17 protein-coding genes and 1 other RNA gene are annotated in these 15947 nt (G+C 55.5%); 17 read left to right on the forward strand and 1 reads right to left on the reverse strand.

Going from position 1 to position 15947, the window contains the following annotated elements; translation table 11 throughout:
• Positions 1 to 17: 17 nt before the first annotated feature.
• A complete protein-coding gene (locus tag AC2VLR_RS01410) occupies positions 18 to 482 on the forward strand; it encodes a hypothetical protein (protein ID WP_486880533.1) in 465 nt (154 codons plus the stop codon).
• Here the strand turns inward: AC2VLR_RS01410 and nadB are convergent.
• On the reverse strand, positions 397 to 2028 hold the full coding sequence (gene nadB / locus AC2VLR_RS01415) for an L-aspartate oxidase (RefSeq protein WP_486880534.1): 1632 nt from the start codon (positions 2026 to 2028) through the stop codon (positions 397 to 399). The two genes, AC2VLR_RS01410 and nadB, sit on opposite strands and share 86 nt — an antisense overlap.
• 113 nt (positions 2029 to 2141) lie before the next feature.
• On the opposite strand from nadB, the gene rpoE reads away from it, so the two are divergent.
• The 16 genes from rpoE to ssrA all read left to right on the forward strand — a co-directional run.
• On the forward strand, positions 2142 to 2768 hold the full coding sequence (gene rpoE / locus AC2VLR_RS01420; protein WP_486880535.1) for an RNA polymerase sigma factor RpoE: 627 nt from the start codon (positions 2142 to 2144) through the stop codon (positions 2766 to 2768).
• Positions 2765 to 3430 (forward strand): sigma-E factor negative regulatory protein, encoded by a 666-nt coding sequence (locus AC2VLR_RS01425; protein WP_486880536.1) that lies wholly within the window; start codon positions 2765 to 2767, stop codon positions 3428 to 3430. Before rpoE ends, AC2VLR_RS01425 begins: the two co-directional genes overlap by 4 nt.
• A 162-nt stretch (positions 3431 to 3592) precedes the next feature.
• On the forward strand, positions 3593 to 5005 hold the full coding sequence (locus AC2VLR_RS01430; RefSeq protein ID WP_486880548.1) for a DegQ family serine endoprotease: 1413 nt from the start codon (positions 3593 to 3595) through the stop codon (positions 5003 to 5005).
• Between the two features lie 103 nt (positions 5006 to 5108).
• The gene (lepA, locus tag AC2VLR_RS01435; RefSeq protein WP_486880537.1) at positions 5109 to 6911 is read left to right on the forward strand and encodes a translation elongation factor 4; all 1803 of its coding nucleotides are present in this window, start codon (positions 5109 to 5111) and stop codon (positions 6909 to 6911) included.
• 19 nt (positions 6912 to 6930) lie between these two features.
• Entirely contained in the window at positions 6931 to 7722 is a 792-nt protein-coding gene (gene lepB / locus AC2VLR_RS01440) for a signal peptidase I (protein WP_486880538.1), read from the forward strand.
• Positions 7723 to 7803: 81 nt separating this feature from the next.
• Positions 7804 to 8232 (forward strand): DUF4845 domain-containing protein, encoded by a 429-nt coding sequence (locus tag AC2VLR_RS01445; protein WP_486880539.1) that lies wholly within the window; start codon positions 7804 to 7806, stop codon positions 8230 to 8232.
• 158 nt (positions 8233 to 8390) lie between these two features.
• Complete coding sequence (gene rnc, locus AC2VLR_RS01450) at positions 8391 to 9071, forward strand: ribonuclease III (RefSeq protein WP_486880540.1); 681 nt, start codon at positions 8391 to 8393, stop codon at positions 9069 to 9071.
• Positions 9064 to 9978: a GTPase Era gene (gene era, locus AC2VLR_RS01455; RefSeq protein WP_215842176.1), complete on the forward strand. Its 915-nt coding sequence runs from the start codon at positions 9064 to 9066 to the stop codon at positions 9976 to 9978. The genes rnc and era overlap by 8 nt, the downstream gene beginning before the upstream one ends.
• A complete protein-coding gene (gene recO / locus AC2VLR_RS01460) occupies positions 9968 to 10708 on the forward strand; it encodes a DNA repair protein RecO (RefSeq protein ID WP_486880541.1) in 741 nt (246 codons plus the stop codon). Before era ends, recO begins: the two co-directional genes overlap by 11 nt.
• Before the next feature lie 17 nt (positions 10709 to 10725).
• Positions 10726 to 11451 carry a pyridoxine 5'-phosphate synthase gene (gene pdxJ, locus AC2VLR_RS01465; protein ID WP_486880542.1) on the forward strand — a complete coding sequence of 242 codons (726 nt, stop codon included), beginning with the start codon at positions 10726 to 10728 and terminating at the stop codon, positions 11449 to 11451.
• On the forward strand, positions 11448 to 11837 hold the full coding sequence (acpS, locus tag AC2VLR_RS01470; RefSeq protein ID WP_486880543.1) for a holo-ACP synthase: 390 nt from the start codon (positions 11448 to 11450) through the stop codon (positions 11835 to 11837). The genes pdxJ and acpS overlap by 4 nt, the downstream gene beginning before the upstream one ends.
• 3 nt (positions 11838 to 11840) lie before the next feature.
• The gene (locus AC2VLR_RS01475; protein WP_486880544.1) at positions 11841 to 13163 is read left to right on the forward strand and encodes a UDP-glucose dehydrogenase family protein; all 1323 of its coding nucleotides are present in this window, start codon (positions 11841 to 11843) and stop codon (positions 13161 to 13163) included.
• The gene (rfaE1, locus tag AC2VLR_RS01480; protein WP_486880545.1) at positions 13163 to 14104 is read left to right on the forward strand and encodes a D-glycero-beta-D-manno-heptose-7-phosphate kinase; all 942 of its coding nucleotides are present in this window, start codon (positions 13163 to 13165) and stop codon (positions 14102 to 14104) included. Before AC2VLR_RS01475 ends, rfaE1 begins: the two co-directional genes overlap by 1 nt.
• Complete coding sequence (locus AC2VLR_RS01485) at positions 14101 to 14892, forward strand: PP-loop family protein (RefSeq protein ID WP_486880546.1); 792 nt, start codon at positions 14101 to 14103, stop codon at positions 14890 to 14892. The genes rfaE1 and AC2VLR_RS01485 overlap by 4 nt, the downstream gene beginning before the upstream one ends.
• Entirely contained in the window at positions 14885 to 15727 is an 843-nt protein-coding gene (gene hslO / locus AC2VLR_RS01490; RefSeq protein WP_486880547.1) for an Hsp33 family molecular chaperone HslO, read from the forward strand. Before AC2VLR_RS01485 ends, hslO begins: the two co-directional genes overlap by 8 nt.
• A 124-nt stretch (positions 15728 to 15851) precedes the next feature.
• Positions 15852 to 15947, forward strand: a transfer-messenger RNA (tmRNA) gene (gene ssrA / locus AC2VLR_RS01495); the annotation flags it as partial.

Raw genomic sequence — 15947 nt, forward strand, 5'->3', positions numbered from 1 at the left:
TTGATCATCATAGCGCGATGAATGACGGGGACAAAGCGCTGCCGCCGCTTTTCTGCGGGTCGCTGCGGCACCAGGCGCTGCTGCACAGTGTACCCTGTATGTTGGCGGGGATCTCGGCACTCCTGGCCATGTTCGACCATTTTCGCTTTGGCCTGCTGGTGTTTATGGGCGTGGCTGCCTGGGTGGTCTGGCGCTGTCCCTGGTCAGCCCGGCGCCAGTTGCGCCTGCCCGTTACCCTGCTGACAGGACCCGAAAATCAGCTGCTGCTGCAACTCGGCAGTGGTGAGCAAGTAGCGGTTCAGTTGCCGGCGCAACCTTTCCTCCATCCGCGACTGGGTGTTCTCCAGCTGCGCAGTGGACACCGGAAAAAACATATCCTGATTGGCATTTTTCCGCTCAAGGACGAGGCCTGGCGTCTCTGGCGTCTGTATCTGCGCCAGCTATGGGACGCGCGTAAGGGTGTTCCTGATCGCGTTGGGTAATGACATCGAAAGCTTCTTCAGCGCAATCCGGATGATCCGCATTGAAATGACAGCCCCGGGATTCACGGCGAAACAGGGCGGAACGCAGCAGGATTTCGGCGTTCTGCCGCAAGTTGCGCAATTCCTGATAGCTCCGCGATACGCCCGAACTATCCCCGATTCGTTCAGCCATGGCCGCCAGTTGCTGCACAGCCTTGCTCATGTCCTGATCGTTGCGAATAATGCCTCCGGACTGCCACATAACGTGCTGAATCGTGAGGCGCATCTCCATAATGCTATGTTGATCCGGGAGCACTCCCTGCTGTCTTGATGCCGCCAGGCCAGGAACGACAGCACGATGGATCGGCTGTTCCGGAAGCCGGGCTTCGCCTTCCAGGGCTTCAACAATACTGGCTGCTCCGACCACACATTCCAGCAGGGAATTACTGGCCAGGCGATTGGCCCCATGCAGACCGGTGGCACTGACTTCTCCTGCCGCATACAGGCCGGGCAGGGTGCTGCGCCCGCAAGCATCCACCACCACCCCGCCACAGGTGTAATGGGCAGCGGGCACCACCGGGATTGCCTCCCGGGTGAGATCATAGCCACGTTCCTGACAGTGACGATAAATAGCAGGAAAATGCCGGCGCACGGCATCTGCTGCTTGACCACTGATATCCAGGCTGACGTGAGACAGCTGATGTTTTTTCATTTCGGTATCAATGGCGCGGGCGACAATGTCGCGAGGTGCCAGTTCAGCACGCGGATCATAATGGTCCAGAAAGTGGCGACCATCGGGCAGGCGCAGTACGGCGCCTTCACCGCGCAGTGCTTCCGTAAGTAAAAACGGGGCATGACCCGGATCATAGAGAGTTGTTGGATGGAACTGGATGAACTCCAGATTGGCAATTTCCGCGCCGGCCCGGTAAGCCAGGGCTATACCATCCCCGGTAGCGACCAGGGGATTACTGCTGTGCAAATACAGTTGACCGGCTCCGCCACTCGCGAGAATGATGGCTCTGGCAGTCCATAATTCCGGGGTATCGTGTTCGGCATCCATGACCCAGACACCCTGACAGCGTCCTTCATGAAGCCATAATTCGCAGGCCACATGATTTTCGTAAAGACAGATGCTTTCTTGCTGTCGCACTTGCCCGAGCAAGGTGCTTTCGATGGCGTTTCCGGTGCTGTCGGCCCGGTGCAGCACGCGCCGCACCCGATGGCCTCCCTCCCGGGTCAGGTGCCAGGCACCATCCTGCTGACGATCAAAAGGCACTCCCCAGTGGATCAATTGTTGCGCGGCTGCAGGGCCTGCCTGAATAATCCGGGTTACCGCAGCGGGATGACACAAGCCCGCCCCGGCACCCAGGGTATCCTCAATGTGCATGGCAATACTGTCCCGGGTGAAATCCATGACCGCCGCCATCCCCCCCTGCGCCCAGTCGCTGGCCGAGACGGCGGCCTGATCCTTGCTGAGGATGGCGACACTCCCCAGCCGGACGAGCCCCAGGGCAGCACTGAGGCCGGCAGCGCCGGAACCGATAATCAAAAAGTCAAAAGCGGGCATTCAGCGTCCTGAAAATAGTCGTAGGGATGGTGTTGCAAGAAAACGCGCGGGTCATGATACGATGTCGCGCTAACAAGGTGAAGAACGGCACCAGAACCCTAAAGGATGGCCGAATGAGTAAAACCAGTGGACGCGGCTCCAGCGGCGCGCCGGAAAGCGGCGCGTCCACGGACTTGCTGCTCGTTCAGCGGGTACAAAAAGGAGAAAAAAAGGCTTTCGATCTGCTGGTGCGCAAATATCAGCACAAGGTAGTCGCTCTGGTCGGTCGCTTTGTGCGCACCCCGGAAGAAGCCGAAGATGTCGCCCAGGAAGCTTTTGTCAAAGCCTATCGCGCCCTGAAAAATTTTCGCGGGGATAGCGCCTTTTATACCTGGCTGTATCGCATTGCCGTCAATACCGCCAAAAATCATCTGGTCGCCCAGGGGCGGCAGGTCTCTATTGTTGATGCCGAAACCGAAGATGCGGAACAATTTGCCGGTGCTGATGGACTAAGAGAATATGATACTCCGGAAGGTGTTCTGCTCAGCAAGGAACTGGCGGAACATATTGACGGGGCCTTATCAGATTTGCCGGAAGATTTGCGAACGGCGGTAACACTCAGGGAGTTTGAAGGGCTCAGTTATGACGAAATTGCGCAAGTGATGGAATGTCCAGTGGGGACGGTGAGATCACGGATTTTCAGGGCACGGGAAGCCATTGCCAAGGTTTTGGCACCTTTGTTAAATCAGGAACAGTCATGAATAATCAAAGTAGAGAAGAGCTGATGGCCTTCATGGAAGGCGAAATGGGGCCTTTGCAAGCCAATCGTATGGCCGCGCGTTTGCAAACCGAGCGAAGTTTGCGGGATGCCTGGGAAAATCAGTACCGGATTTCTTTTTTACTACAGAATGATCGTAAGGGTACTCAGTGGGCATCGTCCGGATTTGCCGACCGCATAGCCGCACAGATTGCCGATGAGCCTGCTATTCTTGCCCCTCGTGAGTTCGGATCACGCCGTCTTTCCGGTTCATTGTGGATGAAGGCAGGTTCGGTAGCCGCCGTGCTGGTAGTTTCGGTCACTTTGGTCGGCCTGCTACCCCGAAACACCCTCTCCGGCGGGCAGATAGATGCACTTCATGCCGGTCATTACACCCAGACTGCTCTGTTGAAGCACTCGCAAGGGACACGGGAAGTGTTCCATCTCCGCCCGGTTGGCGATTTCAATGTCCAGCCTGCCGGCCCCGACCTGATGATTCAACGGGATATCAAGCGACTCTGGATTCCCGGGCAGAGTAATTATCTACCGGTGTCCGCATCTGCTTATTACCCTGATTCCGGAGGAGGCCTGCAAAGCACGGTATATAATTCCACAGCAGGAATCAGTAATATCTCAACTTACCATTCTGCTGGCGGTTATCCCTAAAGCAACTTGTTGCCAATAAGCCCGGATACCGAGATGATAAGCAGGGCAACTTAAAAAGTAACCATTGTAGTCGGGAGGGAGTGTGCTTTGAATAAATATCTGCGGCGTAAACAGCGCCCGTTAGTGGCGCTTTGTGTCAGTTTTTCCTTGGGTTTTGCTGGAATGCTTCCAGCCATGGCCGATGCAAGCCCGGTTCCTCCGGCCATGGTCGCACTTCCGGACTTTACGCCCATTGTCAAACAATATGGGCCGGCTGTGGTCAACATCAGTACCACGGAAACCAAAACTGCGCGTGGCGGCGGTTCACCTTTTCCGCCGGATTCTCCCCTGAATCAGTTTTTTGCGCCTTTTTTCGGCGCTCCGGGTCAGCCGGGAGGTAATCAGGAAAACGGTGCCTCTCCCAGCCATAAGTATGAAGTGCAGTCCCTGGGCTCCGGCTTCATTGTCAGCCCGGACGGTTACATCGTCACAGCGGCCCATGTGGTCAAGGGTGCCCAGAAAATCATTGTCAGCCTGACCAATCATCATCAATATACGGCCCATTTGGTAGGCTTATCCTCACGTATTGATGTGGCCTTGCTCAAGATCGATGCCAACAATCTGCCGACGGTACAAATCGGGGATTCAGGCAAGCTGGAAGTAGGGCAGTGGGTGCTGGCCGTGGGTTCTCCCTTCGGTTTCGAAAACAGCGTTACCCAAGGGGTAGTCAGTGCTACCTCCCGACCGCTACCCGATGATCCCTATATTCCCTTTATTCAGACCGATGTGCCCATTAACCCCGGCAATTCCGGGGGGCCATTGTTCAATATGCGGGGTCAGGTAGTCGGTATCAATGACCAGATCTACACCAACAGTGGCGGCTACATGGGATTGTCTTTTTCCATCCCCATCAATGTGGCCATGGATGCGGTCAAACAGCTCAAATTGCATCAGAAAGTGCATTTTGGCTGGCTCGGCGTCATGATTCAGGATGTCAGCATGGATCTGGCCAAATCCTTCCACATGAAGGAGCCTATCGGCGCCCTGGTATCCCAGGTGGTTCCCGATGGTCCCGCAGCCAAGGCGGGCTTGCGTCCGGGAGATGTGATTGTGTCCTTTGACGGGCATGCCATTTATAACTCCGGTCAGTTACCGCCCATGGTCGGGGCTCTACCGGCCGGATACAAGGCCAAGCTGGGTATTATTCGGGATGGCAAACCCATGAGCTTGAATATTGTGGTGGAAAGCCTGCCCGGTGATATGGACAAAAGCGCCGAAAATGCCGGAACGCCCGGTGGACAAACCCAGAAGGGTGAAATCCGACGGCTGCATATTGAAGTGGGTCCGCTCACCGCCGAAGCGCGGAAGCAACTGAACGTCAATACCGGGGTGCTGGTATTGGGAGTCGCACCGGGAATTGCCGCAGAAGCCGGTATTCGTCCCGGCGATGTCATTCTCCAGGTGGCCCAGCAGCCCATCAACAACGTCAGTGCGTTGCAGAAACTGGTCGCATCACTACCCGCCGGTCAGCCCATCCCTGTGCTGGTCCGACGCGGTGATGGCAGCTTCTATCTGGTACTCTCACTACCACGCTAAAACATAAGGCAGAGGGCAGGGGCTGGGTGTAACTCCCGGCCCTTTTTGTTAAGGTGTCGAGCAAGACGGTAATTCCGTCGGGTTCTCTGGGATCTAAGGGTCTATGACTGAGCAGCAACATATTCGTAATTTTTCCATTATTGCCCATGTGGATCACGGTAAATCCACGCTTGCAGACCAGTTCATCCGCTTGTGTGGTGCACTGACCGAGCGGGAAATGTCCAGTCAGGTACTGGATACGATGGATATTGAAAAAGAGCGGGGAATTACCATCAAGGCGCAAAGTGTGCGCCTGCAATTCAAGGCCAAAGACGGTCAGGAATATCAGTTCAACCTGATTGACACCCCCGGTCATGTGGATTTTTCCTATGAGGTCAGCCGCTCTCTGGCGGCCTGTGAGGGCGCCTTGCTGGTGGTGGATGCTTCCCAGGGCGTGGAAGCCCAGAGTGTCGCCAACTGCTACACGGCCCTGGAACATGATCTGGAAATCGTCCCGGTACTCAATAAAATTGATCTGCCGGCGGCGGATCCCGCCCGGGTACGCACGGAAATTGAAGAAATTGTCGGCCTCCCAGCCGATGACGCCATCGAAGCCAGCGCCAAGGAAGGCATTGGCATCCGGGAAATTCTCGAAAGAGTGGTCGAACGGATTCCCGCCCCCCAAGGGGACAGTAATGCTCCTCTACAGGCCCTCATCATTGACTCCTGGTTTGACAACTACCTGGGCACGGTGGTCCTGGTGCGCGTCATGAATGGCGCTATCCGACCCGGACAACGGGTAGTCACCATGGCCGGGCAGAAAAATTATGTGGTCGAAAAAGTCGGTGTTTTTACTCCCAAATCGCTGACGGTGCCGGCGCTGGAAACAGGTGCTGTGGGTTTTGTCATCGCCGGAGTTAAAAGCATTGAAGGGGCACGGGTAGGTGACACCCTGACCGAACAGGATCGTCCGGCAAGTCAGGCCCTGCCGGGTTTCCGGGAGGTTCAGCCCCAGGTGTTTACTGGTTTGTACCCGGTGGATTCCTCCGATTATGAAGATTTTCGTGAAGCCCTGCAGAAACTGCGTCTGAATGATGCGGCCCTGCAATTTGAACCGGAAACTTCCCAGGCCCTGGGCTTCGGGTTCCGCTGTGGTTTTCTGGGCTTGCTACACATGGAAATTGTGCAGGAGCGGCTGGAGCGGGAATATCAACTGGAACTCATCAGCACCGCACCGACGGTGGTGTATCAGGTGATTACCACTGATGGTCAGACCCTGAAAATTTCCAATCCTGCGGAATTACCCCCGGTGCAGAAAATTGCCGACTTTCAGGAGCCGGTCATCAGTGCCAATATTCTGGTGCCCGAAACCTATCTGGGGCCGGTCATTGCCTTGTGCGAAGAACGCCGGGGTCGCCAGAAGAATATGCAGTTTACCGGCGGGCAAGTCATGCTGCGCTATGAATTACCCCATAACGAAGTGGTTCTGGACTTTTTTGATCGCCTGAAATCCGTCAGTCGGGGCTATGCCTCCATGGACTATGAATTTGCCCGCTTCGAAAGTGGGCCCCTGGTGAAAATGGATATTCTCATCAATGGGGAAAAACTCGATGCCCTGTCCTGGATTGTGCATCGGGATGTTTCTGAACGGCGTGGTCGTGAGCTGGTCACCCGTTTGCGTGAACTTATTCCCCGGCAAATGTTCGAAGTGGCCATACAAGCGGCCATTGGAGCGCGCATCATTGCCCGTGAATCCGTCAAGGCCATGCGCAAAAATGTGCTGGCTAAATGTTATGGCGGAGATGTTTCCCGCAAACGTAAATTGCTGGAGAAACAGAAAGAGGGCAAAAAACGCATGAAACAGGTGGGGCATGTGGAAATTCCCCAGGAAGCATTTTTGGCTGTACTGAAGAGCGATAAACGCTAAACAGGAAGGAAATACATCGATGGATTTTACTTTGGGGTTGTTTCTGGCGGTGCTTGTATCTGGCCTGATCTGGCTGGTGGATGTCATTTTTCTCCGGCGCAGACGTGACAAGGAAACCCGTGAATCCATTATTGTCGAATATGCCCGCAGTTTTTTTCCGGTGTTGCTGGTGGTTTTTTTGATTCGCTCCTTTCTTTTTGAACCTTTTCAGATTCCTTCCGGTTCCATGATTCCGACCCTGCGGGTCGGGGATTTTGTCCTCGTCAATAAATTCCAGTGGGGATTGCGACTGCCTTTGATCCATACTCCGATTACCCGGGGCAGCCCGGTGGAAGCGGGGGACATCATGGTATTTCGTTATCCGAAGAATCCCCGCATTGATTACATCAAGCGGGTTATTGGATTACCCGGCGATACCATTGAAGTGAAAGGTAATGATCTTTATATCAATGGCAAACTGATTCCCCAGAAGTTTATCGGCAATTTCAACTATCGCCCGGAAGGTCAGGGTGCCGAAGGCATGGTCATTCCGACTAAAGAATATGCCCAGGAACTGGGTGGTCATCATTTTCATATTATTGAGTTTGACACCCCAGAAGCGCAGATGGATTTCGGTCCCTACAAGGTCCCTCCCCATTCCTACTTCATGATGGGAGACGACCGTGATAACAGTAATGACAGCCGCTTCTGGGGCGTGGTGCCGGAGCGCAATATTGTCGGTAAGGCCATGTTTGTCTGGTTTTCCTGGGATGCAGAAGATTGGTCCATCCGCTGGAAGCAGATTGGTCGCTCCCTGGATGGCCAACATTAATACCGGCTTACTCCTTGCATGAATGATGCTTGCCGACTAAATAAAAACTGATTTCATTTGCCGTGTACGGAGTATTGCCTCATGCCAGGTCCAGTTCAGTGGTTACGCAACAGAGAGAGACTGTCTGTCAATCCTTCTGCCAATCTTTCTGCCAATCCCTCGCCAGAAGCTGGAATTGGTCTGATCGGAGTGATTTTCTGGATTTTGATACTGGTGCTGGTCATTGCATTTGTGGTCAAGGTCATGCCGAGTTATTACGATTACTGGTCCCTGCAAAACATTGTCAAGCAACAGGCGCAGCAGGCTGGTCCAGAGGAGTCAGCAGGACAAATTCTGTATAATCTTAATGGCCGTTTGGGCGTGGCCATGATTCATATCCCGCAAAAGGACATCGTGATTGAAAAGGCCGGTAACGGGCCCGTGCTGATTACGGTGACTTACGACAAAATTGTTCCCCTGGCCGGAAATATGAGCCTGCTCTTGCATTTTCAGGCCAAAGGCGGGCATTGAGGAAGAGGCGCTGCAGCGCGCAAGGTAAAGCTCATTCCAGGATTCAACTCAAGGCCCTATTCAAGACCCGGCCCGCTCAAGGAGAGTATCCGCAAGCAGCTATTTCCGTGTATGATTAAAGCCATTTTTGGTGTTTGAAAAAGATAGAGACTGAGGTTATGGCTTCGCTGGATATGCTGCAAAAAGCAGTCGGGTATCATTTTGAAAGGATGCACCTGCTCACGCAGGCAGTCACCCACCGCAGTGCGGGAGCAGCGCACAATGAGCGTCTGGAGTTTTTGGGTGATGCGGCCTTGAACTTTGTGGTGGCTGCGCGCTTGTTTGCGCGGTTTCCCAAGGTGAGTGAAGGTGATTTATCGCGGATGCGGGCGCGCTTGGTACGGGAAGAAACCCTGGCAGAAATTGCCGGTGAAATTGCCCTGGCTGATTACCTTATCCTGGGGCCGGGCGAAGTGCGCAGTGGCGGTGCCAGACGGGATTCCATTCGCGCTGATGCTCTGGAAGCGGTGATCGGTGCTGCCTTTCTGGATGGCGGTTTTGCAGCTGCCGAGGGGATAGTCCTGAAGCTGATGGAACCACGCATTACCGATCAGTTGGGGGATGCAGAATTACGCGATCCGAAAACCCGGCTGCAGGAATTTTTGCAGGGCAAAGGGCGGCCCTTACCGGTTTATACGCTGGTCGAAGAAAAGGGGCAGGCCCATGAAAGACGCTTTGTGGCGCGTTGCAGCGTGCCCGAAGTAGCTTCCACGGAAGCAGAAGATGGCAGTCGGCGTAAAGCGGAACAACAAGCGGCAGCCCTGATGCTTGCACAACTACAGAATCTGTCGCGTGGCTGAAAACGAGGCTTTAGAAACCGCACATCCGTACCGGAGTGGCTATGTGGCCCTGCTGGGGCGTCCCAATGTAGGTAAATCTACCCTGTTGAATCATCTGGTGGGGCAGAAAATCAGTATTACTGCTCCCCGTCCGCAAACCACCCGCGATCAGATTCTGGGTATTTTAACCCGTCCGGACGGTCAGGCCCTGTTTCTGGATACCCCCGGTGTACATAGTGGTTACCGTAGTCTCAACCGGCATCTGCTGAGAGCCACCCGTGGCGCTCTGGAGTCTGCGGATCTGGGCGTCTTGGTGCTGGAAGCCATGCTGTGGATGGAAGACGATGCAGAAGCCTTGCGCTGGCTGCAACGCAGTGGCCTGCCACTCCTGGCTGTGGTGAACAAAATCGATAAAATCAAGGCCAAGGAGCGTCTGTTCCCTTATTTGCAAAACCTGACCGAGCGCGCCAATTTTGTGGCAGTAGTTCCCGTATCTGCGCGCAAAACCAGCGATATGGAAAAGTTGGCGGATATTCTGATTCCGCTCTTGCCGACTGCGCCCGCCATTTTCCCCGAAGATCAGGTCACGGATCGTAACCTGCGCTTCATGGCTGCCGAGATCATTCGCGAGCAGATTTTCCGGCAACTGGGGGCGGAGTTACCCTATGACACTGCCGTCGCCATTGACAGTTATCAGGTGGAAAACGGGCAGCAGCGTATTGAAGCCACTATCTACTGCCGCAAGCCGGGGCAGAAAGCCATTATTCTCGGTGAAGGGGGCAGTCGGTTGCGGGTGATTGGCAGCCGGGCCCGGGAAGCGCTGCAGCAGTTGACCGAAGAGCGGGTCTGGCTCGGCCTCTGGGTAAAGCAAAAAGAACAGTGGACCGAGGATACGCACATCCTGCGCGAGCTGGGGTATGACGACTGACGCGGGTGACCGGGCCTGGGTTCTGCATCGCTATGCTTACGGGGATTCCAGCCTGATAGTGGAGTTTTTCAGTCAGCAGTATGGCCGTCTGGGGGTGCTGGCCAAAGGCGCGCGCCGCCCGCGCTCAGCTTTTGCCAGCATCGAGGCGGGGCGACCCCTGTGGATTCGCTGGCTGGGAAAAGGCGATCTTCCTCTGCTGGTGCAAGCCGAGGAGCTGGGTACTCTCCTGCCTTTGAACACGCTGCAGAATCTGAGCTTGTTTTACATGAACGAATTATTGTTGCGACTCACCCGGCGTGGGGATCCTTTTCCTGAGTTTTTTGCGGAATATGAAAACACAATCAAGGCATTGAGCAATATACCCAATATTGCCTGGAATCTTCGCCGCTATGAGCGCCATTTGCTGGAAGCCTTAGGTTGGGCAGCAGATCTGGGGCAATGCGGGCATTGTGGAATCCCCTTGTCCCCTGGCACTACCTGGTTTTATGCAGCGCAGTCGGGGGTTTTCTGTCCCCGCCATGCTCCGCGAGATGCTTCTGTGGCCATACCTGCAGAAGCGTTGGAATGGCTCAGCGGTCCGATGAATTCTGCCCCGGCTTGCGGTTATAATGTCCACCTCCGGCAGTATCTGGAGCGGGAATTGCAAGTGCATCTCGGTAGCCGGGCACTGGAGAGCCGTCGCCTCCTTGCGGCATACTTGCAGCGCGGCAAACAGATAGCATCCCACTGATAGAAGGAGCAATTGGCATGATTGCCTTGGGCGTAAATATTGATCATGTGGCCACCCTGCGTCAGGCCAGGGGTACCCGTTACCCCGATCCCATCGAAGCCGCCTTTATTGCCGAGCGCGCCGGAGCCGATGCCATTACTGCCCATCTCCGCGAGGATCGTCGGCATATCCAGGATCGGGACATTGAAATCCTCAGCCAGACCTTACAAACCCGACTCAATCTGGAAATGGCGGTGGAGGAGGGGGTGCTGCGCATTGCCGAACGCCTGGCGCCCAGCGATTGCTGCCTGGTCCCCGAGCGTCGCGCCGAACTGACTACGGAAGGCGGGCTGGATGTCGCCGGACAAATGCCGCGCATCAAGGAAGCCTGCCAGCGGCTGGCTACTGCAGGTGTGCGTGTTTCCCTGTTTGTTGATCCTGATCCCTTTCAACTGGAGGCTGCCGCTGAAAGCGGTGCGCCTGTCATCGAACTGCATACGGGTCGTTATGCCAACGCCCGGCAGCCGGCAAAACGTCAGGAAGAGCTGGAGCTGATCATCAGTGCGGTCAACTTTGCCGAGAGTCTGGGCTTGCAGGTGAATGCCGGCCATGGGCTGGATTACCACAATGTCCAGGCCATAGCCGCCATTCCCGGTATTCGGGAGTTGAATATTGGCCATGCCATAGTGTCCCACGCCGTATTTTCCGGATTGGCTGCTGCCGTGACGGAAATGAAACGCTTGATGCTTGAGGCGCGGGGATGATTGTGGGGATGGGAACGGATATTGTGGCGGTCGAACGCATGGCCCGTCTGCATACGCGCTATGGCCACCGTTTTGCCGAACGTCTGTTGGGCTCCCTGGAGTGTGCCGAGTTGCCTGCGGAAAGCACCGCCGCTGCGGCCTTTCTGGCGCGACGTTTTGCCGCTAAAGAAGCGGCTTACAAGGCCCTGGGTAGTGGCCTTGGTGCGGGCATGCGCTGGTCGGATGTGCAGGTAACCCACGATGCTGCCGGTCGTCCGCAGTTGCTCATGGCTGGAAAATCCGCTGAGTTGCTGGGGCAATGGGGAAGGGAAGTGCGTACCTGGTTGTCCATCAGTGATGAACGTCGTTACGCCACGGCCGTGGTTATTCTGGAATTGGGAGTATAAATCATGAAAATTACGGTCGTCGGAACCGGTTATGTGGGTTTGGTCACCGGTGCCTGTCTCGCTCAGGTCGGCAATCAGGTGCTTTGCGTCGATATCGATGCCGAAAAAGTCGCGCGCCTGCGCGAGGCCGAGGTACCCATCTATGAACCGGACCTGCCGGGTATTGTTCAGGAGGGCGTCAAAAGCGGAAGGCTACAGTTTACCACTGATATTTCTGCTGGGGTGGCCCACGGGGATTTTATTTTCATTGCCGTAGGCACACCTCCCGAAGAAGATGGGTCAGCCGATTTGCGTCATGTGCTGGCTGTGGCCGATGAAATCGGCGCACATCTCCAGAAGCCTGGCATCGTCATCAACAAATCCACAGTCCCAGTGGGTACGGCCCGCAAGGTTCAGGACCATATCGCGGCTGCCCTGCTCAGGCGTAAGGTTGAGATTCCCTTTGTCGTGGTTTCCAATCCCGAGTTTCTCAAGGAAGGTGCTGCCGTTGCAGACTTCATGAAACCCGACCGGATTGTGATCGGAACGAACGATGCAGTGGCAGCGGAGAAAATGCGCGCCCTCTATGCACCTTTCAATCGCAATCATGACCGTCTCATCGTCATGGACCCGCCTTCCGCTGAACTGACCAAGTACGCCGCCAATGTCATGCTGGCCACCAAAATTTCCCTGATGAATGAACTGGCCGGGCTGGCGGAGTGCGTGGGAGCAGATATTGAACAGGTGCGGCGCGGTATTGGGGCGGATCCGCGCATTGGTTACTCCTTCATTTATCCCGGTTGTGGTTATGGCGGGTCCTGTTTTCCCAAGGACGTTCGTGCCCTCGAATACAGTGCCCGGCAGCATGATTTTGCGGCGCCGCTGCTGACCGCCGTAGAAGCCGTCAATAATCGGCAGAAGCAGATTCTCGAGAAGAAACTGGTCGCGGCTCTGGGTGAAAATCTCACCGGCAAACATATTGCCATCTGGGGACTGGCGTTCAAACCCAATACCGATGATCTGCGCGAAGCACCCAGCCGGGCGTTGATGGCGGGCATCTGGCAGAGAGGCGGCACTGTGCAGGCCTATGATCCGGTGGCGATGGATGAGCTAAGGCGCCTTTATGGCGGTCAGGCAGCGCTGGTCCTCTGTGAAGATCCTTATGCCGCCTGTGAGGGGGCTGATGCCCTGGTCATTTGCACTGAATGGCAGGAGTTCCGCAGCCCGGATTTTGCCAAAATGCGCCGCTTGTTGCGTCAGCCCATCATTGTCGATGGCCGCAATATTTATGAACCTGCCACCTTGCGGGCGGAAGGATTCCGTTACTCCGCCATTGGACGCCCGTAATGCCAGACTCTCTCCGTAATCTCGATCAGGCCCATGTCGCCATCATCGGTGACGTGATGCTGGACCGTTACTGGTTCGGCAAAGTAGAGCGGATTTCTCCTGAAGCGCCTGTACCAGTGGTCCAGGTCCGGCGGGAAGAAGAACGGCCGGGTGGGGCGGCCAATGTGGCACTCAATGTGGTGTCTTTAGGGGCGAAAGCCCATTTGCTGGCTCCAGTCGGTCAGGATGCGGCTGGTACTCAACTTTCTGTCCTGCTGGAAAAGGCCGGAGTGCAGACCCGGTTGATTGCGGATGCCGCTTATCCTACCACTGTCAAACTGCGGGTCATCGGCCATCAACAGCAGTTGCTGCGCATGGATTTTGAATCACAGCCCAGTCCTGAGCATGGGGCTGCCATGCGCGCCGACCTGCATGCGGTGCTGGATGGTGCGGGCGCCCTGTTACTCTCTGACTACGGGAAGGGTGCCTTGGGCGAGGTGGAAAGCCTCATTGCCGCCGGGAGGGCAGCAGATTTGCCGGTGTTGATTGATCCCAAGGGGCGGGATTACCGTCCTTATAGCGGAGCTACCATCATCACCCCCAACCTCGGTGAATTTCAGGCGGTGGCCGGTACCTGGAGCAGTGAAACAGCATTCCTCGACCTGGGCAAGGAATGGCGGCAAAAATTGCAGCTGCAGGCCCTGTTGGTGACCCGGGGCGAAGAGGGGATGACCCTGTTCACCGAGAACGCTATTCATCATCACCCTGCCCGGGCCCGTGAGGTATTTGATGTGACCGGTGCCGGAGATACGGTCATTGCTACCCTGGCTACTGCCCTGGCAGCGGGGTGGCCGATGGATCAGGCCGTAGAACTGGCCAACCGCGCGGCAGGTATTGTGGTGGGTAAGCTGGGCGCTGCAGTGGTCAGCCCTGAGGAACTTGTCACCCCGAGTGCGGGATGAGTCCGGATTTGCAGCCTGCAGTGGCGCCGCGTCTGCCCGTACCCAAGCTCCTGCAGCGACGCATTGGCCGGGCCGTGGCAGATTTTCGCATGATCCACCCCGGTGATCGTATCTTGCTGGCTTTATCCGGGGGTAAGGATTCCCTCACCTTATTGCATATGCTGCGGGCCATGCAGCGTCAATTTTCGGTACCTTTTGAATTGGGTGTGGCGACGGTGGATCCCATGAGTCCGGATTACGACCCACAAGTACTGGTGCCCTACATGGCGTCTTTGGAAATTCCCTATTTCCTGGAACGTCAGGATATTTATGAACGGGCCAAGAAACATCTGCTGCGTCCCTCTTATTGCAGTTTTTGTGCGCGGATGCGCAGAGGAGTGCTGTATCGTTGTGCCCGGCGTGAGGGTTACAATGTGCTGGCGCTGGGCCAACATCTCGACGACTTTGCCGAAAGTTTCTTCATGTCCATGTTTTACAATGGGGAAATGCGGACCATGAAAGCTCATTATCGGGTACGTGAAGGCGACTTACGGGTGATTCGGCCCCTGGTGTATTGTCGCGAACGGCAGATGCGCCAACATGCCGAAGAGCAGCAGCTCCCGGTAATTTATGAAAACTGCCCCGCCTGCTTTGGTAAACCCACGGAACGCCAGCACATGAAAGAATTGCTGGCCCAACAGGAAACCCGTGATCCGCGTTTGTTCAAGCAGTTGCAGCGGGCCATGCTGCCGTTAATGCGCAAGGGCCTGGAAGATTTGGATTTTGAGGATGACCATGACCATGACTGATTTTTCGCAGAGCTTTTATTGGGAAACCCTGCCCTTGCGGGGCGCGCGCTGTCGTCTGGATGCTATTTATGCGCGGGTATTGCGGGATTTTCAGGGTCAGGCCGAAGTCGCCCAGTTGCTGGGTGAAGTCCTGGTTGGGCTGGCCTTACTGGCCACTACCCAGAAAAATTATGAACGCTTGATTATTCAGGCGCAGAGTAAGGGTCCATTGAAACTGCTGGTGGCGGAAATGACTGCTGCAGGCGGGATGCGCGCTTATGGAAGCTGGGAAGAGGGCGTATCGGTCGATTTATCGCAATTACCCGATGCCCTGTTGGCTATTACGATCGATATGGGCATGGATCGAGAACGATATCAGGGGTTGGTGGAACTCCGTGAGAGTCTGACTCTTTCCCTGAATGCGTATTTTGCGGAATCGGTTCAGTCGCCAGCTTATTTTCGGTTAGTAGCAGACCCGTCGCTACAGCAAGCCGGAGGATACTTTCTGCAACGCCTGCCCGGCGTGCTGGCGGAGGAAGATTGGGAATTGGCCACGCAATTCATCGCCGTTGGTTCAGATCAATCTTTACTCAAGGCGCATCCTCAGCAGTTCCTGCCGGAAATTTTTCCCGATTCCGCAGTACGTTTGCATGAGCCCCAGGCGCTGGGTTTTGCCTGTTCCTGTTCCCGTGAAAAGGTAGAACGCATGCTGATTTCCCTGGGGTCAGCAGAAGCAGAGGACACTCTGCGCAGTGAGGGAGCCATTGTGGTCACCTGCGAGTATTGTCAGGAAGTGTATCGCTTTGACGAAGCGGATATAGCGCTGCTCTTTGCCCCGGAACATGCTTTGCATTGATTTTGATGTGGATCAAAAGCACTGTGGCGTGAATACGGCTTCTAGGCTATGATACCGGCTTAGGTTGACGACTGGTCAGTTTCAGCAACTTTTTTGAGGCTGCATAGTCTAACCTTCAGTAAAAGGGGGCGACCGGCTTCGACGCAGGTCGCGAAGCCTTCGGTGCATGCAGAGCTGCGGTTTGCTCTTAAAACTGGTCGCAGATTCATAATTGCCAACG

It is taken from the genome of Acidithiobacillus sp. TH-A117 (assembly GCF_057473465.1).

Excerpts from the sequence above, each read along its gene's own strand:
- AC2VLR_RS01475 (WP_486880544.1), top strand. The coding sequence starts at position 11,841 with ATGAAAATTACGGTCGTCGGAACCGGTTATGTGGGTTTGGTCACCGGT.
- AC2VLR_RS01445 (WP_486880539.1), top strand. The coding sequence starts at position 7,804 with ATGCCAGGTCCAGTTCAGTGGTTACGCAACAGAGAGAGACTGTCTGTC.
- lepB (WP_486880538.1), top strand. The coding sequence starts at position 6,931 with ATGGATTTTACTTTGGGGTTGTTTCTGGCGGTGCTTGTATCTGGCCTG.
- rnc (WP_486880540.1), top strand. The coding sequence starts at position 8,391 with ATGGCTTCGCTGGATATGCTGCAAAAAGCAGTCGGGTATCATTTTGAA.
- hslO (WP_486880547.1), top strand. The coding sequence starts at position 14,885 with ATGACTGATTTTTCGCAGAGCTTTTATTGGGAAACCCTGCCCTTGCGG.
- AC2VLR_RS01430 (WP_486880548.1), top strand. The coding sequence starts at position 3,593 with ATGCTTCCAGCCATGGCCGATGCAAGCCCGGTTCCTCCGGCCATGGTC.
- acpS (WP_486880543.1), top strand. The coding sequence starts at position 11,448 with ATGATTGTGGGGATGGGAACGGATATTGTGGCGGTCGAACGCATGGCC.
- AC2VLR_RS01410 (WP_486880533.1), top strand. The coding sequence starts at position 18 with ATGAATGACGGGGACAAAGCGCTGCCGCCGCTTTTCTGCGGGTCGCTG.
- AC2VLR_RS01485 (WP_486880546.1), top strand. The coding sequence starts at position 14,101 with ATGAGTCCGGATTTGCAGCCTGCAGTGGCGCCGCGTCTGCCCGTACCC.
- rfaE1 (WP_486880545.1), top strand. The coding sequence starts at position 13,163 with ATGCCAGACTCTCTCCGTAATCTCGATCAGGCCCATGTCGCCATCATC.
- pdxJ (WP_486880542.1), top strand. The coding sequence starts at position 10,726 with ATGATTGCCTTGGGCGTAAATATTGATCATGTGGCCACCCTGCGTCAG.
- nadB (WP_486880534.1), bottom strand. The coding sequence starts at position 2,028 with ATGCCCGCTTTTGACTTTTTGATTATCGGTTCCGGCGCTGCCGGCCTC.
- recO (WP_486880541.1), top strand. The coding sequence starts at position 9,968 with ATGACGACTGACGCGGGTGACCGGGCCTGGGTTCTGCATCGCTATGCT.
- rpoE (WP_486880535.1), top strand. The coding sequence starts at position 2,142 with ATGAGTAAAACCAGTGGACGCGGCTCCAGCGGCGCGCCGGAAAGCGGC.
- AC2VLR_RS01425 (WP_486880536.1), top strand. The coding sequence starts at position 2,765 with ATGAATAATCAAAGTAGAGAAGAGCTGATGGCCTTCATGGAAGGCGAA.
- lepA (WP_486880537.1), top strand. The coding sequence starts at position 5,109 with ATGACTGAGCAGCAACATATTCGTAATTTTTCCATTATTGCCCATGTG.